Raw genomic sequence first — 20871 nt, 5'->3', positions numbered from 1 at the left:
TGACATACACGATAGTATGTCACACGAATGTGAAACAAAAGGGTGGGATAATTTCATACTTTACCTGTCCGCGTCCTGCCTATACTCGTGGGACCGATCGTCGCCGGGTCTCTTTTAATGTCGATACCAGAACGTCTTTTCGCTTTTCTGCACGGAAGCTGGAATAGTGTGGCACTTCTTCTGCTCTCTATCTTCGCTCTACAAACTTATGAGGCATGGGCTTTCTATCCCACCGATCCCCCTGCGGAGTGCAGCAGTAGTCCGGACGATGCAGGGCGCGGGCGCTGTCTGCTTGACCGGGTTTACCAGGCGGGCGATGCGGCGGCAGAAGCGGGTTTAGACCGCGCAGTTTATCGGCAGCAGGCGAGCGCCGCACTGGCACAGATTGAAGAGATGAATGCACCTCCGGCCTGGCTGCTGGCGGAGGCGCGCTTCGCCTGGGCGTGGGCCAGCGATCCAGATAACAGCGTCTTTACCGATCGGCAAAGTGATGAGGAGGAGAGGCTAACTGTCGCGGATTACCAGAAGGTCTGTTTTCCCCCTTATTCATTGACGGTCAGCGTGCAGCATGACATCGCCCAGCTCATGTGTACTGTCGCCCGGCAGCGTATCCATCTGTTGGAACGCGGCATGAATCAAATTCAGCAGGATGGGGCCGGTATGAAGGCGATGCTGGAATTTATCAAGCGCTACCCTCTGCTGAAAAGCGATACGGAGCTGGATGAGGCCAGCCTGCACCTGGCACGAAGGTTAGTGGTGCTGGGGCTAGGGTTTGCTACAGCCGAGCGCGCGGGATCACAAGCCAAACAGGCGGCGGGGCTGGCCTTTCTTATGCTCTCGGTTGCTGAGGCTCAGTATAACCCACCCGATCGCGAAGCAGTTGCCTTTGCTGCCCGTATCGCGCAGTTCGTCGATATCGCCAGGCCTGCGGAGACCCCCCGACAGGATTACAACATCAAGCTGGTGACCTTGAGCCACCGTCTGGTTTCTGAGATGTTTCCGCCAGAGAGCCTTGTTGTCGTCAATAGCAACCAGCTGCAGACGGACATGAGTATTGATATTGCCCTTAATCCTGTCTATCCGCCTACCATGCGCAGTACGGCGGCAGCGGAGGCGAAAAACTTGCTAGATAGCTTAACCCAGAATGCTCTGCGGCAGCGGGATTTTGCCACGCAAAGAGAGCGGCTGGAGGTGGTGCAAACGCTTTTTGAAAGACTGGAGCGCTATAAGCCGGAGCCGGAGCAACACCTCGAGTTTGCCGCCGTCTGCCCCATCAACATATAAAAAACCGGCCAGAGTGGCCGGTTTACGCATCAGATTTTGCAGGCGTCACCGCAGTCATCGTCAGCGACGATTGCCTGCGCTTTTTTATCAGCATCTTCCAGACGTTCCGCATTGCGCTCCTGCGCTTCTTCAAGCCCGGCAAACTCCAGGTTGTCGAGATCAATTTCCATTAGCTACCCCTTTTTTAAGCTGGTTGATTGGCTACTTTAGCATTATATGCCATCCGTTCGGGATGGCGAGAAATGCTACCGGTGCCGGTATCAGGCTTCCTTGCGCCAGCGCTGCATGGCAACCGGGAACGGCGTCGCTTCGGGCTGGGCGGGCGTTCTGACAACCAGACTCGGCAGCGCCAGTTCAACCTCGTGTTCATTCAGCTTCTCAATAATACGAATATTAATCTCCTGCTGAATATCCATATACTTGTTGTAATCGGCGGTATTCACAATATGAACTACCTCAAAGGTCAGACGATCGGCATTAAAGGCCAGCAGGTGTGCGCGGTCGAATTTCGTTTCGCCAACCTCAGTAATGATCGTTTTTACCATGTCACCAATCATACGCAGCTTTTCCGGCGGGGTTGCGAGTGCGACGCCGAAGGTAAAGACGATACGGCGGGTCTGCATACGCTTGTAGTTATGAATGGTCTGTTGCAATAGCTGGGCGTTGGCGCAAACAATCTGTTCCCCGCTAAGGCTGCGAATACGGGTGGTTTTCAGCCCAATGTGCTCAATGGTGCCCGCCACGTCGTTAAATACCACAAAGTCGCCGATCTCAAAGGGCTTATCGAAACCGATCGACAGCGAGGCGAAAACATCGCTCAGTACGGTCTGCACCGCCAGCGCGATAGCAATACCGCCGACGCCAAGGCTGGCAACCAGCGCGGTAATATCAACGCCAATATTTGCCAGAATCGACAGCAGCATCATTGACCAGACAACGACGCGCAGGATCATGCCCAGAATGACCAGCGTTACCGGGTTTTTATTGGCGCCTGGGGCATAGAGCAGATGGCGCATCCACGATTGCACGCCCTGATCGAGCCAGATAGCAATCTGAATAGCAATGACAAAAAACCAGATGTGGGAGACCGTAGAGAAGAGGCGGTCAGGCAGATCGACAAACCGCAGGCTGAACAGAAAAGCCGCAATGAAAAGAAGAACCTTATTGGTTCGCTTCAGTATATCGAAGGCGATAAAGCGTGAGTGAGTGCTGTTACCCTCTTTTTTACTGGCCTGCTGGATCCTTTTGTAGACAAAGTTAAGCAGTCGGTTGGTCAACCAGTAAGTAATGAGAGTAACAAAAAAGACGATAGCCAGGTTGATCCAGAACGCCGGTGACATCAACACCGTAACGATATTCAGCCGTGCCAGATACTCCATTTTACCTCCAGTAGTAGCGCATAAACACTACAGTATAGACACCGAAGGGTAAGGGTGGGATGGGACCAGACCGAGAAGAGGTATGCCAGGCGGCGTAAGCCTGCCTGGCTAACGTATTTAATTGACCACGTCTATCCAGGTAGACTGCTGACTGCCGTTATCCAGGGTCGCGGTTATAATCGCTTCTCCAGAAGTGGTGCTGCTGAATGTAGTGCTGGCCGAACCTTCATTATCCGTTGTCGATGTTGTTGCGCTTAGCTGTCCCAACGTTGTCGTCCAGTGAACGTTTGTCCCTGCTACGGTGCTGCCCGTTTTGCTCTTCACAACAGCGGTAATGGCCGCGCTATCCTGCCCACTGGCGCTAATCGTGGTTTTACTGACTTTGAGGGTATCAATATAGAGATCTTGTTCAGCACTCTGTTTTACCGGAATGATCCGGTAATTATGATTTTGACCATCAGGTCCATAGGCAAACACGACGGCGTTTTCGGCTTTGGTATCGGTAAAAGAGTTGGTAGCGACGCCAGATGCATCAGTATAGCTGTATATCTGCGCCAGCTTTCCGGTTGATGATGTTGTTACCCATGTAACTAGCGCACCACTAATGGCCTCGCCGTTTGACGAACGCACTGTTGCAGTCAAATGGGCAACCGTTTTATCACCCGTCGTTTCAATGGTAGGCGGAATAGCCAGCATATCGGTAACGGATAACGTGTCGGTTTTAACCTGAGCATTCCGGTCATAATAGAGTGTTGCTTGTCCAAATTGAGATGTTGGCAGAGTCAATTTTATGACCGGTACAAACATGCCATTGGTTTGGTTATAGAAATCAATCTGGTCGGCCTGCGCATCGACAAGGCCGCTGGCATTGAGATAGAAGAATGCCTGGATAGGCAGTTTAGTGGGGATATCCTGCTGCCAGGTTGCGATGCGCAATTCATTTTGATCGTTAATGGATTCCGAGCTTATCTTGGCCATGCTCAATATTGTCTGGTTAAACGCATCGGTCACGTTTGCATAGTCTTCTGTCAGACCAAATCCACACTCTGAGGCATGAGATCTATTATATTTGACATAATGATTATACCAGCCATTCGCATCAGTAATACCCTGCAGTTGGCACTGTTCACTTTCATTATGCCCATATGTCATACCACACCCTGCATCCATACGGTTGTCTGAGGCAGCATCAATGGGGAAAGAACAGAGCACATCGAGGGCAATTTTACCTTCAGGTTTATCATCGTCAGGGTATAGGAAAAAACCGTTGTCGTAGCTATAAGCGAGTTTGGTATATTTTGAATCCGCCCTGAGATAGGAGAAAGACACCCCGCCGCTGGTGACCGAGGCCGGGCTTGGATTCCATGAAAAATAGCTAGATGAATGATTGGTTCCTCTTAATAATATACCTGAGCAATTAAAAGCGGGTGAGTTTTTACTGCATGAATCCACGCTATCTATATATTGTTTAGACAGGTTTGCTGCTACCTGTTCACCATGCAGGTCTTGCCAGCCAGACTGAGGGGAAGTGAGATTGTTTTGTGCAAAAAGGTTGAATGATACAAAAAGCAGGGCGCTAATATATTTTGAGGTTTTCATAATTTCTTCTCTTATTTTAATGTGCCAGCGGTGACTAAACCGCTGGCAATTCTATTCTTGTTAATTTACGTAGTAAGAGATGTTGCCGTTAATTACCTCTGCCGGGAAATCAATAACGCCAGAGGAGGCGTCGCCCCAAACAAAGAGTGAATCATCGTTTTTGATCGCGGCAAAAGCGCGGGTATTGCTGTAAATAGCGGTAACGTTATTCAGGCCTGGAACTAATGAATCTCGGCCCCCCGTGGCGGGGTCGCCCCAGGTAATTACACGCCCCGATCTGGTTAATGCGGCAAAACTGCTGCTGTTTGCGCTAAGCGCAACAATATCAGTGAGTAAACTGGCTACCGCGCTGGCGTCTCCGCCATAGGCTGCGTTGCCCCATGCAATAACGGTGCCGTCAAGGCAGAGCGCAGCGAAGGCACCATAGGTGCTTTTAACATCGATAATGTCATTTCGCGATTTATACTGGGCTGGCAGGCTATTACCATAAGTGCTGTTCCCCCAGCACGTTATACCACCATTTGAAAGTATTGCCGTATAAGCAGACTCGGTGGCAACCAGCCGTGAAGCATTGTTAATGGTTCTGACAGCACTTGCATCGCCGCCATAATCAGTATCGCCCCACGCTTTTATTGCGCCGTTTGCAATGACAGCGAAGGCACGACGGCTGGCACAGCACGTATCAATACCGCTGAGGGCGCTTATTTCTTGTGGAACAGACCCTCCTGTATTCTCACTGCCCCAGGCAAAAAGCTCTCCACCCCGATTAATGGCCGCAAATGCATTTTCATTGGCAATGATTGTCTGTATATCGCTCATCGCGGCAATATTGTCTGGGACGGAGAGATCAATCGACTGGCCATCATCTACACCCCATCCCCATGTTTGAATATAGGGGGAGATGAGTGAACGTAAAGCATAGGTTCCCCGGGAGCCTTTTATATCCACTATGCTAAGGCGTCCCGCTATGCTGGCAGGAACATCTCCGCCTTCAGTTTCGTCCCCCCAGGCAATAACGCTACGATCGTCGCGGAGCGCTGCAAAAGAGTAATATGTAGCATAGAGGGAGCGCACATCGTGGTTAATGCTGGCAGGCAGCGTATACCCGCCCTTGCTTGTTTCCCCCCATCCCACATAGCTGCCGTTATTTAATTTCACGGCAAATGCCCCCGTAGAAATGAGGTCGTCCTTCCACTCGCCGTTGCCGATGATATTAGCGACATTAAGCGTAAGGGTGTCACCATTAATATTGCTGACTTCAAGGTATTCATCGGGATGCGTATCGATGAAATAACTGCTTATGGTGTAATCCGCGCTGTTTTGATAACGCCAGACTACGGATAGGGGTCTAAGCGTAAGCGGATCGAGTGCGGCCAGGCAGCCTGTTTGCAACTGGCCCGCTCCACGGCTGCAACCGCGAGCGCCACGGATAATGGCAAACGATTTACTGGTCGTTACTTCAATATCGTACGATTTTGAACTGCCGTTGCTAATACGTGCCATTACCGTAGCGGTGCCAATGTCGCCTGTATCGGTCAGAGTGACGGTCGCGACGCCGCTGCTGTTAGTGAGCGTGGCGCTGGCGCTGAGGTTGCCGAGGGTTGTTTTCCACTCCACGGAGACGTCGGCAAGCGCCAGGCCAGAAGCGGTATCGATAACGTTGGCAGAGAAAACAGCGGTATCAATACCGTTATTTTCAATACTGGTTTTGTCACTGGTTAGGCTATCGATCTCTGCCGTAGCGGGTAGCGTCGCGTCCGAAAGCACCACAAGCCAGGTTCCGTCAGCTTGCTGAGCGGGGTCGCTAAAACTCCAGTTACCAGGAATACCCGTACCGGAGGTAATGACCGGAACGCCGCCGGTAAAGCAAACTGTGAACGAACCGGAAATAGAGAAGTTTGCTGTCCCATCGGCATTTAACGTACCGGACTGTAATGAGAGGGTCTGTACGCTTCCTGATGAAGGCATAACGGCCAGCAATCCGGTATGACCGCGCGTCACGGCAGAGTAAAAGGTGGAAGGATAGCGTTGGGTAATAGCCATCACCTCATCCTCTGTATCGGTAGTACTGAGGGTGACGTTTAACTGGACATCGGTCTTATCCAGCGCGAGAAGCTGCGCTGGCATATGTCCGGTAAAAAGTGTGGCAAAATCTGGCGTGTCCGCATTCATCCGCACAAGCTGATATTCGGTATAGTCGAAGGCCGTATCGATAGGGTTGAAAGATGAATAGAGCAGGACAGGCATGTCGTAAAGTTTAATGGAGCGCCAGAGCCAGCCTGATCCTGAATTAGCCTGGACGGATTGATGTGGGTTAAGGATCTGGCTGGTACCACTGTATGAGGCACCAGAAAAGAGGGTACCCGTATCAACGGCTTTGCCAGCAGTAAGCGTGACCAGCCAGGAGCCATCGGCCTGGAGCACGGGATTAGTAAAAGACCAGCTTTCCGGAAGCCCGGACACGGAGGAGAAGGACAGGGTATCGTTGTTATAGACGAGCATCACGGAGCCGGAGCCTGACCAGCTCACCATACCAGAGGCGTCGTCCAGCGTGCCAATCATGAGTGAGGCGAGGGTGGAAGCGCCGTTAACATTCTGAATAAAGGCAATAGCACCCTCGTGTTCGAATGACGCGAAGGTGGAAACGCTATTGGATGAGCCAGGGACAAGACTAGAGGAGGCAAAGCAGTTTTGTGCAACGAACTCTCCGCTAAGCTGCACAAAAACGGGCACGGCAAGGGTGGCATCAACACCGAGAAACTGCAGTGGGTACTGAGGGGTAGGCAGAGCGGATGCAATATTGGCAAGACTGTCGGTGACATATTGCTCGACATGATTAGTGTAAGAAAGAGTTGGATTACCCGTATCGACGCTGCTCCATATAAACGTGTACATATTATCGGTGCCGGGAACGGATACGGACTGCTCGGCCCATGAGATGGAGGAAGAAGCGACAATTCCCGTCTGACCATGCACCGCGCGCAGCGCAGTACCCGCATAATTGGGCATTGAGTAGAAAACAAGGGAAGAGGCCTGAACGCTTGTTGGGGATGTTGCCATAGTTAAACTCCTTGAGCGGAAGATAAACAGAGAGAACCCACAGGGTTAGAGAGACTGTACTGGCAGGGATGAAATGAATTGTGCAAATAAAGCAGAAATGGGGGTAAAATATGAAATCAAAGCCCATGTTCGTTTTAAGTAAGTTCTTTTTTCCTTAAACAATGAGGCCTGAAATCTCAGGCCTCATTGTTTTTACATTGCAGGAATGTAAATACTGGGTGCTGATGTAAATGTGCTACTGCCGTTAGCGATAGTTAAATTGATCGTTCCGCCTTCCCAGTCAGAAGTTGCAAGGTTTAAGTTGTTAATAATAATGTGCAGGGTTGCTTTCCAGTCTGATCCTGAAATATAAGTTGAGGCGTTTTGTTGGATATAGCTATTGGTAACGCTATAGGCTGTGTCGTACAGATGAACAGAAGAGGTATCCGTCAGGTAAAGGGTTGTGGTTGGAGCGCCTGGGTTATTACCACTCAAGGGTTGTGTGTAGAATCTGAATACATAGTTTTGTGCTCCCGGGTAATTGTGGGCGATCAGCTCAAAACTAATTGTCCCTGCCCTGGTGCCCTTCTTGATGTTGGTTGCAATAAACTGTGGAAAGACAGAAGGCCCGGCTATAGCATTAACCGTGACTGATTTGCTATTGCTATTCTCCAGCGTAGCGGTGACGGTAATTATGCCTTCCTGCGTTGCCATTAATAAAGTAGATGCTTCTCCTTGCGCGTTGGTTACACTACTTTGGCTACTCAATTTACCGGACGTTGCGGTCCAGAATACAGGCGTATTTTTCAGTGGGGATTGATGTCCATCAACCACGGTTGCGGTTATTAACGCCCGGTCACTGCCATTGACTATAAGTACAGGTTTGTCGCTTACCACGCTGCTAATTGAGCTTCGGTTATTTTTTACAAACAGGGATACTGCATATTCTCCAGAAGTGGCGGTTGTTGTCACAGATCCTAAAAGAAAATCCTGTGAATCTCCACCTGCCAGCATCACTACGGGCATCTGGTTTACTTCATCCCATGTGACAATCAATGATGTACCGCCGATCCAGTCAGCATTCCCCGCTGAATTTAGTTCACCAATTAAAAGCGGTATAGCTATCTTTGCTTGGGTTTTATCCATAACAGCAATAATGCCGCTGTTGCTCTTACCTGCAATAGTAAGAGAGGCTGTCGTCATTGTTGCTGGCCAATGTTGTTCAGCGCAGGCAACCAACGTAGATGTGAGATCGGAAGATAATAGCGTGCTTCGTATAACAATATCATTACTGCCTAATGCTGTCGCTTCGACCCAGGGAGAGGTCTTTGAATCATAGAGTGTGGTGATATCGGCAACATCATTTGCGCTCACGTTATCCGCGTAGCCCAAAAAATTGAAATTATTTACATCCTGAATGACCGTGCGGCTGAATAAGCGCTTAACCCCGACTCTGGCTGACTTCCAGAGCCATTGGCGCAGCGCTGTCCTCATCTGTACGCTGGCATGCTCTTGAAGTTCAAAGAGTTCGCCCTGGTAGTTTGTCTCGCTGTAAAGTAAGGCATTACTGGATGAAACAACCAGATTGATAGCTTGTGATTTAGCACTGCCGTTGCTGATGCGAGCCATTACTGTGGCGGTGCCGATATCGCCTGTATCGGTCAAGGTCACCGTAGCGATGCCGCTATTGTTGGTCAGGGAGGTTCTGACGCTGAGGTTGCCAAGCGTCGTGTTCCAGTCAACAGAGACGTTAGCGAGCGCCTGTTCAGACGCGGAGTCGATGACGGTGGCTGAGAAGGTGGCGATATCGGTACCGTTATTCTCTATGCTGGTTTTGTCACTGGTCAGGCTGCCGATCTCTGCCGTAGCAGGTAGGGAAGCGACAGAAAGTATGACAAGCCAGGAGCCGTCATCCTGGCGCAGCGGGGGGCCAAAGGACCAGCCGGTGGGCAATCCAGAGACGGAGGCCAAGGTCAGCGTATCATTGTTATAGACAAGTATGACGGAGCCGGAGGCGGACCACATCACCGTGCCGGATGCCTCGTTCAACGTGCCGAACGTCAGAGAGGCGAGGGTAGACGCACCGTTAATATTCTGAATGAAAGCGAGAGCACCCTCGTTGGCGAAAGAAGCAAAAGTGGAAACTTTGGTAGAGGATCCGGGAACCAGGGAAGAGGAGGCAAAACAGTTTTGCGAGCTGAACTCGCCACTCAGCTGCACAAAGACCGGTACTGCGAGAGCGGCATCAACACCGAGGAACTGCAGCGGATACTGAGGCATCGAGAGAGAAGAGGCAATATTGGGAATACTGGTGGTGATATAGTGCTCAACGTGGCCAGTATAGGAGAAGGCTGGATTGCCGATATCAACGCTGCTCCATAAGAAAGTATACAAATTATCAGTGCCGGGAACGGAGACGGACTGCTCGGCCCATAAAGAGCCTGACGATGCGACAAGGCCGGTCTGTCCATGAACAACACGCAGAGTATCGCCCGCATAATTGGGCAGCGAATAGAAAGCGAGTGAAGAGTCCTGAACGTCAGTTAGGGATGGTGTCATGGTAAATCTCCTTGAGCATAAAACAGATAAAAGAGAGAACCCACAGGGGAAATCAGACTTTAGCGGCAGATAAAAAGGGAATTGTGCAAATAAAGCAGAATGAGAGGTGAAATATAGAAGCGAAATCTTTTTTAACGCGCATTGAAAATCTTTTTTGATGAAAAATACCTCAGAAAAAGATCCAACATTACAAGTGATTATGTTTTTTTTCGATGAGGATTTGAGATGAAGATTGTGACGGTATTACGCAGCGGAGGTGAGTATACCGCTGAGCATGTTTATTGGCTTGATAAACAGCTCTGCTCACGCTACGACCATATTTGTTTAACAGATGTGGAGATAGAGGGCATAAAGAGCGTGGCGCTAAAAAAAGACTGGACGGGCTGGTTCGCCAAACTTGAACTGTTTGATCCGGATTTGATAAAGGATGATATCTTCTATGTTGATCTGGATACGGTTATCGTGGGGGGCTTTGATCATATGCTTACGGATAATACCCTGTCGGCGTTAAGAGACTTCTATTTCCCAGACTATGCGGCCTCTGGCATTATGCTTATTCCTCACGCCGCCAAGTTATCTGTTTGGCAGAAGCTCAGCGCGATGACTAACGACGAGCTGAGCACATATAGAGGTGATGGCGAGCTGCTGCGTGAGATAGTGGATTTTAATTTTCTTCAGGATCGGTATCCCGGAGAAATTGTTAGCTATAAAGCGCATATTGCTGGCAGAGGAATGGCTGGATTCAGTCCGACGTTTTCGCGAGGTAGCAAGAGGCTGCCTGCAGGGGCAAAAATAGTCTGCTTCCACGGCAGGCCAAGACCCTGGAAACTGACTTTGCCCTGGATACCGCCTTTAGCTTCTCCGACACCATGCCTCTAACGACATCTGGGGGATGCCCGTCAGCTCTCCGCAGCTGACAACATCTATCTGCGGGCGGGCGCTGGCAAAAAGCAGCGGCAGGTGGGAAAGATTATTTGACCTGCCGCCTTCGATACGGGGCTGATTAGTTGCATCAACCCCGATAAGCGCAACCTCCTTAAATCCCAGATGATAAGCCAGCCCCAGTGCGCCATAGGCGCTGTTTCCTGAGTGAATTGCATTTTTATTTTCCGATAAACCGCATACCGCGGACCAGCGCCATAGCCACCACGCTGGGGAACCTTTTTCTCGTGGCTCCTGGCCTCGTCGAGCCAGCCGACGGTAAGCAAGCACCTCTGGAACAGCGCTTTTCAAGCCTGCCGCATGGTAGATAACGCCATCTCTCCTGCTATGCAAACGAGCCAGGTTAGCGGCAGAGGGATCGAGGGTAAAAAAGTGGTCTACGCGAGGCAACCAGTCGATAGCGCCGTTGACCGCAATAATAGTTATGCCTGGCGGAGGAGTGAAATTCTTAGCTGACGGGCCAGATGCGACAATAATGGCTCGCCTGGACATGGGTAAACAAGATCGCATTTTATACCTTATTAAAAATTGGTTTCCATTATTACTATGAATATATGTTTTGTTACATGTGATCATGATTTGCTTAAAGCAAAGCCGTTAATGATATATGTTAAATAGTGTTATAAAACCACCGTGTATGTTCATAAAATTTTCAAAGAATAGGGTGCAATTATTAGTGGCAAGTAACTTTTTTTCGCCTATTCAAAGGCTTTGGTGCTAATAAATGAAGGGTTTTGAGCTTTTGGTTTTAAGATTTTTCAAATGCAGCCGACATTGTCAATTTATTTTAGTGTCTCATAAAGGATCTGCTGGTGAGGTTAAAGGGAAAATGAATTTCTGATACGATCTTCTTTTCGCGAAAGGAGAAGGTATTTGTCTGAATAATCCTTTTAGCGAAGCCACTAAAAAATGAATTTATATGAAGTTGAAATATTTCTAACGGTTTATGGCTTTTTCGCAGTTTAAAAATGGCGGCCTGGTAGCGTTGTGCTGCCTAAAATAGGTAATGATATGAGTGAGAACACACTATTTTCTAAGTTGAGAAGAAAACGCGCCTTTATTGGCGTGGTATGGCTTCAGGCTATATTACAGGCGGCCATGCCGCTGGTCTCGATAGCCAGTATGAATGCCCATGCCGAAACACAGGCGGCAACGACACCGGTCTCGCCGTTTTCCGTGGACCGGGCATCCGCACCGGCGTCCCTTCCCGGCAGCGAAAATTTCAGTACGGTTGCCAGCGCCCTCTCTTCAACCGGGACATCCGGATTGACCGGGGCCGCCACCTCCGCTGCAACCGGCTATGCCGCCTCTTCCGTGCAGGAGTGGCTGAGTCAGTTTGGTACAGCCCGGGTCCTGCTAAACGTCGATGATAACGGTAACTGGGATGACAGCGCTTTTGACTTCCTTGCCCCGCTGTACGATAACCAGAAGTCAGTGCTGTTTTCACAGGTTGGCTTACGTAGCCCGGACGATCGCCTGACTGGTAACTTCGGGCTTGGCGTACGCACCTTCTATTTAAAAGACTGGATGCTGGGTGGAAACGTCTTTTTTGACGATGACTTTACCGGTAAAAACCGACGCATTAGCTTTGGTTCAGAAGCCTGGACAGACTATCTGAAGCTTGCCGGGAACGTCTACGTCGGGACCACTGACTGGCACTCATCCCGAGATTTCGACGACTATAACGAAAAACCTGCGGATGGATTCGATGTCAGGGCGGAAGGTTATCTACCTGCGTACCCGCAGCTCGGCGTCAAAGCCATGTACGAACAGTACCATGGCGATGATGTTGCTCTCTTCGATACCGATCATCTGCAAAGTAACCCGTCGGCAGTCACTCTCGGCGTTAACTACACGCCTGTTCCTCTTATTACCGCTGGCGTGGACTATAAACGCGGTCAGGACTCAATGGATGAAACCCGCTTTAGCCTGAATTTCCGCTATGCACTGGGCCAGTCCCTCGAATCACAGCTCTCCTCCGATCAGGTGGCATTCCGTCGTAGCCTTGCAGGCAGCCGTTACGATCTTGTCGATCGCAACAATGAAATTGTGTTGCAGTATAAGAAGAAACAGCAGACGGCGGTCTTATCCGACCTCGCTATTTATTCTGCCGTAGACGGTAGCCCGGCTGATGGTAAAACGGCCAATACCGTTACGGTCCATGCGATTGATAACAACGGCGACGCCCTGAAAAATGTATCAATTGCCTGGAGCATCACCGGCCAGGGCAAACTCAGTTCAGCCACGGGAATAACCGATGCAAACGGCAATGCGTCAGTAAACGTAACGAACACCACGGCTGAACAAAATAGCGTCAGCGCAACCTCTGGCGCAATCGTCCGCAGTACGACAACCACCTTTGTTCAATCCGTTGCATCGTTAAATCTGAAGCTAACCAAAAACAACAGCCAGGCTGACGGCCAGGATCAAAACGCTGGCCAGGTTACCGTTAAGGATGCAAACGATCAGGCGATGTCCGGCGTGGCCATCAGCTGGAAAGTGGATAATGGCGCCACCATTGCCAGCAGCGATGCCGTGACCAACAGCAGCGGGCAGGCAAGCGTCCACTTCACCAGCTCGCAGGCGGGTACCGTTAAGCTCACCGCCACGGCGGCAGGTAAAACAGAAACGGTCAGCTCTGCCTTCCAGTCAGCAGACGTCTCTGCGCTGAAAGTCACGATGAGCAAGAATAATGCGCCAGCAGACGGCATAAGCACCAACGTCGCCCAAGCCCAGGCCGTAGACGATCATGGTAACCTCCTTGCCGGGAAAAGCATTACCTGGACACTGGGGAAAGGTAGCGCGGTAGCGACAACGCCTATGACCAGCATCACGGATCAGAACGGTATCGCCACGTTAACGCTGACGGATAAGGTTGCAGAGAGCCAGGCGGTGACCGCGACCGCGGATGGAGTGAGTGGCCAGACGCAGGCGGTATTTAACGCTGTGTCGGTCTCTGCCATCGATGTCAGCGTCACCGCGAACAACGTGCCAGCCGATGGCGCATCGACCAACGGCGTTCGCGCTGTGGTCACTGATAGCAAAGGCAATCCTATGCCCGGGGTCGATCTGACCTGGAGTTTAGGCAGCAGCCACGCCAGTGCCACGACGCCGCTCTCTGTCACCACTGACGCTAACGGAGTCGCCACCCTCAGCCTGACGGATACCGTGGCTGAGACCGTTACGGTTAATGCCAGCGCCGGTGGTCAACAGGGTAGCGCCAGCGTGACCTTTATCCAGGTAGATGTGAAAGGGATAGACGTCAGCGTTATCACAAACAATGCGCCTAACGATGGTGCATCGACCAACGACGTGCAGGCCGTCGTGACCGATTCTAAGGGCAACCTCATGTCAGGGGTCAGTCTGACCTGGAGCTTAGGCAGCAGTCATGCCAGTGCGACTACGCCGCTGTCGGTCACCACCGACGCTAACGGGGTGGCTAAGCTCAGCCTGACCGATACCGTGGCTGAAACCGTGCCGGTTAAGGCCAGCGCCGGTGGGCAGGAGGGCAGTGTTAATGTCACCTTTACCCAGAATGACGTGAACAGCATCACCGTCAAGATGACAACCAATAGCTCTCCCGCAGATGGCGTGACGGAGAATATCGCCCAGGCGCAAGTTTTGGATGATAAAGGCCAACCGATGCAGGGCGTCGATGTGACCTGGAGCGTCAGCGGTAACGCGAAAGCGACCTCATCCCTTACCGCTGTGACCGATGCAAACGGCTATGTAACGTTGAACGTCGTTGATACTACCGTTGAATCCGTGACGTTAACGGCCAGCGCAGGGGGGAAATCGGGTCAGGTCTTTTCTATCTTCACCGAGGTGCCTGCAGACAATGTTGCCGTCACCATGTTGACCGACGGGGCAATGGCAGACGGTAAGGCAACCGACGAGGCGCAGGCGGTGGTAACGGACAAAGCCGGTGCGCCGATGCCTAATGTGCAGGTGATATGGTCAATTAGCGCAGGCAATGCCGTGCCTAAAACGTCGCTGACCGTCAATACGGATGAAAACGGGATAGCAAAACTCTCGTTTGTTGACACCACCGCGGAGTCGTTAACCATCACCGCAGCGGCGGGCGGTAAAACGGGGCAGACCACCGCTTCGTTTATTGAGGCTGGCTTTGGCCCGGTGACCATCGAATATCCTAAAGTTCGCAACTCCGGCATCAATCATTATGCAGTTGAGGGTGGGCTAACCATTCGGATGAAAGCCTGGCCGGGAATGGCGGCTGGCGATCAGGCCTCGGTCCATTTTGTGATTAAAGGCGAGATAGCCCCGGATTCTCCGCTGCAGGTATTGCCGGACTACACCTCCCCGGTACATACGGTGACAGCCGATGAGGTTGGCTCGGATATTAACTTTACGGTACCGCAGGAGCTTGTGGATGGTTTGCAACCCCTGGAGGATAACGAGAATAGTTTGGTGTCTACTGCAAAGGGTACGGTAGTGCGCCCAAGTACAGGCATTACGGTTCAGTCTGCACCATTAATTGAGACTGTAGATACCATAGCCTGATTCAAATATCTCTAAAAAGCAGTCCGCCAGGGCTGCTTTTTTATATTAAGCAACGTAAGTAATAAACTATGACGCTAAATAAAACCATTGCAGTATGTGCATCTGGCCCTTCGTTAGTCAGAGAGGACTGTGAGGCGCTTATCCGAGCTGGTATTCCTGTTATTGCCGTAAACTCGACCTGGCAGATGGTACCGGAATGTACGTACATCTACGCTGCCGATCGTCGCTGGTGGCAGAAGAACGTAACCCATTTACCGGCTGGCCCGCAGCGCTGGACGTGCAGCAAACCGGCCAGCGCTGAATTTAACCTGAACTATTTCGAACCTGACTATCGCGGATCGTTCAATTCTGGCTTACGGGCCACTCTTTTTGCGCGCTACTGTGGGGCCAGCAATATCATTTTACTGGGTTTCGACTGCTCCATTGCCGCCGGGAGCCACTGGCATGGTGACCATACCGATCTTGGCAATCCTAATCAGAACGCGGTAAAAATATGGCAGAGCGATTTTAACTGGTTATCAGGTTTTCTTGCTGATAGCGTTAAGGTAATTAACTGTAGCAGGAAGAGTGCATTAACCTGCTTTACCCGCGCTCCACTCGGTGAAGCGCTGGTAAATATAAGTTAACGATTAACGATCGGTTTCAGTTTGGATAGTAGCTGGCGGGAATGCGATAAAAACAATATCAGAGCTTACCGCAGAGCCAGAGGCCTGGGGAAGACTGATGGTAAAATTCACGGTTTCGGCCACGCTATCCAGCACCGCGACGCTACAGGAACCATCTTCATAGAGGGGAATATTTGCTACGGAGAAAGGGTAGCCCTCCATTGTTGCGTTCCCGGTGTTAAGGCTGATGCGGGCGTAAGTAATATCTTCGGAGGGGTGAGCGCGAATATAAAGATGCCCCTGAGAGCGGCCATTTGCCGCCGCACCCGTGGAGATCGCATAGCCCGCTAACGAGCCGGTCCCCGGTAGATAGTCACCAAACACCATGCTGGCCGTTGCCGTTACGCCCGGATTAGAGGTGAGATAGGCACTTACGCTAATTAACCCAGGCGCAAAACTAAACACATGCAGAATGGCGCTGCCTGTTTCGTCCAGATTACTTTGCCATACTGAGGTGCCTGTTTCGTTAAAGTAGGCATTCTGAGAAAGTGAAACATAAATACCCGCTCCTGCGGGACCCGAAACGGTGAGAGTATTGACTGGCACAACCGGTGCGCTGGTATTATCCCGCCAGGGGGCGCCCGTCGCGGCGTTCAGATAAAGTTGGTTCGTTAATTTTGTCATAATGTTTACCTGAGCAGTAGAGGATTCGGCATAGCCGCCGGAGGCGAAGTTGACTGTATATTGTCCGGAGGCTTTGCCATCACCGATTGGCGTAATAAAGGCGGCGGGGACCGTAGTAGTAAAGGATCCGGCCGTCATCTCCTGTGCGGTTACGGTGTGAATGTCGCTCCAGGTAGTACCCGACACGGGCGTCACGCCATCAGATTCAAAGCCCTGCCAGTACAGGTTAACGCCGTCGCCAACGTTCATACCTGAATAGGTAACGACAATCGGTGTTCCGTCAACATACTCGGTACTGTCAATGGTATTATCACCCGCCGCTTCCGGGAAAGCGGGAGGAGGCAGCAGCACTGAATGGACGGTATCAATATTGACAGATGCGGCAGTGGAGACACCGCGTGACTGTGTAGAGGTAAAGGTTACGTCATAATAGGATTGGGCTGTCCCAATACCGACCGGGAGAACAGACGCTGCCGGGACGACAACCGAGAAACCCGCGCTAAGATCGCTGCTTGTTACGGTATGGGTTGTTGACCAGGCTGTACCGGTAACCGGTGTCCCATTGTTGAAGCCCTGCCAGTATAGGGTCACTACATCACCGACACCGATATTCGCGTAGGCGGGAATGGTCACTGGCGTGCCGTCAGCCGCTTCGGTTGCATCGATCCAACCATCATTGCCTTCAGGGAAGGTTGGCGGTGGTAATGATACCTGGCTCATATCAATATTAACGGTGGCGCTGTCAGAGCTTTCAGCAGTGCTGCCCGCGACAGGCGTGACGGTATACCAGGCGGTTGCACTACCGATATTAATCGCCGTGACGTAGGGGGCGGCTATAGCAACGTCGAACCCTTTGCTAATATCGGCCGAACCGACGGTATGAGTAAGAGTGGTGACGCTTTCAGGAATGGTATATCCACTGCTGTCAGCGCCTACCCAGTAAACCCACACCTGGTCGCCTGTGGCGATACCGCTGTAGGCCGGAACGTGTACCAGGGTACTGCCATCCGCGATATCGGCATCTGTAATCGTATCGCTGGCATCAGCTTCAGGGAAATCGGGCGCAGGAAGCGTGCCGATATCATTGCGTTGCACCACCGCCGTAACAATGGGCGAGGCGATAAGGTTACTCGCCTCATCAAGCCGGCTGTACCAGACCTGATAGCTGCCATCGGGCGCAAGGCTGGCGGGAACAACCAACGTCCAGGGGAAGTATGCCGCCGGATCGTCTTCTATATAGAGCAGGCCAATCTGCATGCCATTCCAGTAGGCGGTTAAATAGTCACCCTGGTGCGCATTAGGGGACTCTTCAATTACGATCAGTACACCCTCACCCTGAGTAAGATCCTGCTGATTAATTACGCCATCAGCAGACATTTGGGGGAGTTTGGGCGGAATCAACGTTTCGCTCATAAATACCTCACGGAAAAAAATGGCTATCCGAAGATAGCCATTGGTTTAGAGATTAATTAAGCAATTGTATCGACGCCGACTTCGCCAACGATGGAGGACTGAACGTCGCCATGGTTGGCCGGAGTCATGGTATACCACGCCTGAGCTGAACCAGACTGTACCGGTGGGACCTGATCCGGCGTCAGGATAAACTCGACGTAACCATTATCCAGATCGCCCTGTACAACGGTGTAGCTTGGAATGATCAACGTATCTATCTGAATATGTTTCTCATCATACAGCTGCCAGGTGAGATCGATCTGGTCATTTACAGCCATCCCCGTGTAGTTAACGTGGATCTGGATACCCTCGTCGGCTTCACGTTTATTGATCCAGCCATCGTCTGCAGCCTGCGGAAACTCTGGAGCAGCCAGGGTAGGCGGCAAGACACCGCCGGTAACGGAGACGGTCCACGGTGGAGAAACCAGCACGTTTTTACGAGTATCGATATACTGATAAAACAGCTCGTAGGTGCCGTTTGCCAGACAGGCCGGCGGGAAGGTGTTACTCACATCGATGGTTAAAGGGAAATCGGTGGCCGGATCGACAACCTGCATAGTGTAACTGTGAATATCATCCCACCAGAAGGTCAGCACGTCCTCAGCACGAGCTTCATCAAAGGGTTCAATAATAACCTGAACCTTCTCCGCAACATCATACTGATCCAGCTCGCCATCCATGCCGTTAGGCACAAAGACACGCGGCGTGTTCTCGTCATAAAAACGCGCTTCAGCCAGCATCGCGGTGGAAGAGTCATCGTCAACGTAGACTGCATAAGTAATAAGCTCAGGGCTATCGCTCTCTACGGAGAGCGTTGCCACACCAGAGTCATCAGTGACAGAGGTCGTTGATTTTTGGTCGGACAGAGTAACCCAGGTGACCGTTACACCGGCTGCGGGTGCACCAGTATCGTCCAGTACGACTGCAGTTAACGTGACTTCATCTCCCGGCGCTGCGCTCAGCGGTTCGGCAGTGACTGAGGAAATAGTATTTGTAGCATTTACAGTAGACATAATTAACCCTCATATTAAAAGTAGTGTTCCAGATAACAGATAATCTCTGTGGAACCCGGAAACTATATGGGTAATTGAGGGGGGCGGTCGGTCAAAAAAAGTACGCAGGATGTTTAAAAAAAGTGAAGGGGTCTTAAGTATTAAATAGTGGAAAGGACGTTTATATAGGCTGAAAAGTAAGGGTTGTTTTGCTGAATAAAAATAGCGGAATAGAATTAAGAGGGGTACTGCCAGAGATTTGGTGCGTCCGAGTGGACTCGAACCACCGACCCCCACCATGTCAAGGTGGTGCTCTAACCAACTGAGCTACGGACGCACTAAGAAGATGGTGCGTTCAATTGGACTCGAACCAACGACCCCCACCATGTCAAGGTGGTGCTCTAACCAACTGAGCTATGAACGCAACGTTGTGTGTGACAACGGGGACGAATATTAGCGGCAGGCGGCGGCTGTGGCAAGCAGAAAAAAGCACTTTTATCACTGATTTCACGCGATTGCGGAACTTTTATACATAAAACACACATTTGGTTGATGCATAAGGATAAATTTTAATCGTAAATCTTCTTAGGGGCATCAGGGGGAGATGAATGTCAGCAATTTCCCGTTCAGCATAGTTATCTGATCGACACCCCTGTCTGAAATCCATTTCATGTAAAACGTGTAAATCCTCTTAGCGTTATCGTGTCCCATGGTATGAAAGACGGGTTAGCTCCGGCTGACTGTAGCCGCAGGCACAGGTAGGCCTGAATTATTAACAGAGAGCAGCTTAAACTCTGGGTTGTTTAAACAGATTTATGAAGGCATATCGCCTTTACCCATGCTATCGACCCTGGTTTGCAGAAAATCAATAAATGCGCGTACTTTTTCTGGCACATGGCGTGTATTAGGGTAGAGCGCGTAAATGCCTTGCCGGGGGAAATGATGGTCTGGCAGTAACCGAATCAGATTTCCTCTGGCCAGTTCATCTTTTACCAGCCAGCCAGGTAAAAGCGCGACGCCTGCGCCCTCCAGGGTAAAAGCCAGTAATGAAGAGGCGCTGTCGGCCATAATCATGGCGGAGTTATGGACGTTAAAAATGACACTTTCTCCCTTTGGTGTGGTTACCTGCCAGCTCAGTGGCGTGGATAAACGACTGTGAGCAATCCATTTTGCCTTAGCAAGCTGTGCAAGTTCCACGACATACTGCTCTCCCAACGTATTCAGATAAGCAGGGGAAGCAACTGGATAAATATCAAATTGATCAATGAGACGAGCGTGGTGACTGGAATCGGCAAGATGGCCAAGCCGTATTGCGACATCAAAACGACCGGAAATGAGATCGTCATTTTGGGATGACGAAACATGTTGTATACGCAGTTGCGGATGTCGGGCACTGAAGGCAGCCAGTGCCGGGACAACGACGTGCACGCCATATTCCGATGTGGTAGTAATTCTGAGTGAACCGCTTAATCCTGAGCGATCGCTACGAATGGCATCAAGAACACGTTCGGCATCCTGAAGGAGGCGCAGACAGTGCTGGTAAAATCTTTCACCGGTATCCGTAATTGAAACATGTCTGGTGCTTCTGGACAGTAATGATACGCCCAACTCTTTTTCCAGCACTTTAACATTAGAGCTGACGACCGCTTTAGTCAGGCCCAGCGTCATGGCTGCGTTGGTAAAACTTCCTGCTTCAACCACTGCAACAAAGATTGCTGCGCGTTGCATGTTAATCATTTTTTATGTTCTCTGGCGTTACACTGTCAAAATAATTTTGACAGTGTAACAATGGAAGGGAAATTTATCCTCTGTTCC

General features: G+C 50.8%; 13 protein-coding genes and 2 tRNA genes. 4 read left to right on the top strand and 11 right to left on the bottom strand.

The annotated features are described in order from the left end of the window. The first annotated feature begins 168 nt into the window (after positions 1-168). The gene (locus RTN40_RS10560; RefSeq protein ID WP_312228418.1) at positions 169-1284 is read left to right on the top strand and encodes a hypothetical protein; all 1116 of its coding nucleotides are present in this window, start codon (positions 169-171) and stop codon (positions 1282-1284) included. A gap of 29 nt (positions 1285-1313) precedes the next feature. Here the strand turns inward: RTN40_RS10560 and RTN40_RS10555 are convergent, their stop codons facing one another. The 5 genes from RTN40_RS10555 to RTN40_RS10535 form a co-directional block, all read right to left on the bottom strand. Further along, positions 1314-1454, bottom strand: a complete 141-nt coding sequence (locus RTN40_RS10555) for a hypothetical protein (protein WP_312228417.1) — start codon at positions 1452-1454, stop codon at positions 1314-1316. Positions 1455-1544: 90 nt separating this feature from the next. Further along, positions 1545-2663, bottom strand: a complete 1119-nt coding sequence (locus RTN40_RS10550; protein WP_312228416.1) for a mechanosensitive ion channel family protein — start codon at positions 2661-2663, stop codon at positions 1545-1547. 117 nt (positions 2664-2780) lie between these two features. Next, positions 2781-4262 (bottom strand): Ig-like domain-containing protein, encoded by a 1482-nt coding sequence (locus RTN40_RS10545; protein WP_312228415.1) that lies wholly within the window; start codon positions 4260-4262, stop codon positions 2781-2783. A gap of 60 nt (positions 4263-4322) precedes the next feature. Further along, entirely contained in the window at positions 4323-7322 is a 3000-nt protein-coding gene (locus tag RTN40_RS10540; RefSeq protein ID WP_312228414.1) for an Ig-like domain-containing protein, read from the bottom strand. A 192-nt stretch (positions 7323-7514) separates the two neighbouring features. Further along, on the bottom strand, positions 7515-9860 hold the full coding sequence (locus tag RTN40_RS10535) for an Ig-like domain-containing protein (RefSeq protein ID WP_312228413.1): 2346 nt from the start codon (positions 9858-9860) through the stop codon (positions 7515-7517). Between the two features lie 225 nt (positions 9861-10085). Between RTN40_RS10535 and RTN40_RS10530 the strand changes: the two genes are divergently transcribed. Continuing rightward, positions 10086-10739, top strand: coding sequence for a phosphohydrolase (locus tag RTN40_RS10530; RefSeq protein ID WP_312228412.1), 654 nt, complete (start codon positions 10086-10088; stop codon positions 10737-10739). On the opposite strand, the gene RTN40_RS10525 is transcribed toward RTN40_RS10530, so the two are convergent. Then, complete coding sequence (locus tag RTN40_RS10525) at positions 10713-11294, bottom strand: hypothetical protein (protein ID WP_312228411.1); 582 nt, start codon at positions 11292-11294, stop codon at positions 10713-10715. The two genes, RTN40_RS10530 and RTN40_RS10525, sit on opposite strands and share 27 nt — an antisense overlap. Positions 11295-11813: 519 nt before the next feature. On the opposite strand from RTN40_RS10525, the gene RTN40_RS10520 reads away from it, so the two are divergent. Next, a complete protein-coding gene (locus tag RTN40_RS10520; protein WP_312228410.1) occupies positions 11814-15323 on the top strand; it encodes an Ig-like domain-containing protein in 3510 nt (1169 codons plus the stop codon). Positions 15324-15508: 185 nt separating this feature from the next. After that, positions 15509-15949 (top strand): hypothetical protein, encoded by a 441-nt coding sequence (locus tag RTN40_RS10515; protein WP_312228409.1) that lies wholly within the window; start codon positions 15509-15511, stop codon positions 15947-15949. Between the two features lie 3 nt (positions 15950-15952). Here the strand turns inward: RTN40_RS10515 and RTN40_RS10510 are convergent, their stop codons facing one another. The 5 genes from RTN40_RS10510 to RTN40_RS10490 all read right to left on the bottom strand — a co-directional run bounded on the left by RTN40_RS10510 (position 15953) and on the right by RTN40_RS10490 (position 20793). Then, a complete protein-coding gene (locus RTN40_RS10510; RefSeq protein ID WP_312228408.1) occupies positions 15953-18025 on the bottom strand; it encodes a hypothetical protein in 2073 nt (690 codons plus the stop codon). A 56-nt stretch (positions 18026-18081) separates the two neighbouring features. Further along, on the bottom strand, positions 18082-19077 hold the full coding sequence (locus RTN40_RS10505) for an Ig-like domain-containing protein (protein WP_312228407.1): 996 nt from the start codon (positions 19075-19077) through the stop codon (positions 18082-18084). 239 nt (positions 19078-19316) lie between these two features. Beyond that, a tRNA-Val gene (locus RTN40_RS10500) sits at positions 19317-19393 on the bottom strand. A 10-nt stretch (positions 19394-19403) separates the two neighbouring features. Continuing rightward, positions 19404-19480 (bottom strand) — tRNA-Val (locus tag RTN40_RS10495). Positions 19481-19869: 389 nt separating this feature from the next. Then, positions 19870-20793 (bottom strand): LysR substrate-binding domain-containing protein, encoded by a 924-nt coding sequence (locus RTN40_RS10490; RefSeq protein ID WP_312228406.1) that lies wholly within the window; start codon positions 20791-20793, stop codon positions 19870-19872. Positions 20794-20871: the final 78 nt, after the last annotated feature.

The sequence above is a fragment of the Pseudescherichia sp. genome (assembly GCF_031987975.1).
Lineage (GTDB): Bacteria > Pseudomonadota > Gammaproteobacteria > Enterobacterales > Enterobacteriaceae > Pseudescherichia.
Note: the sequence above shows the minus strand (reverse complement) of the source record. Positions and strands in the feature narration are given on the sequence as shown.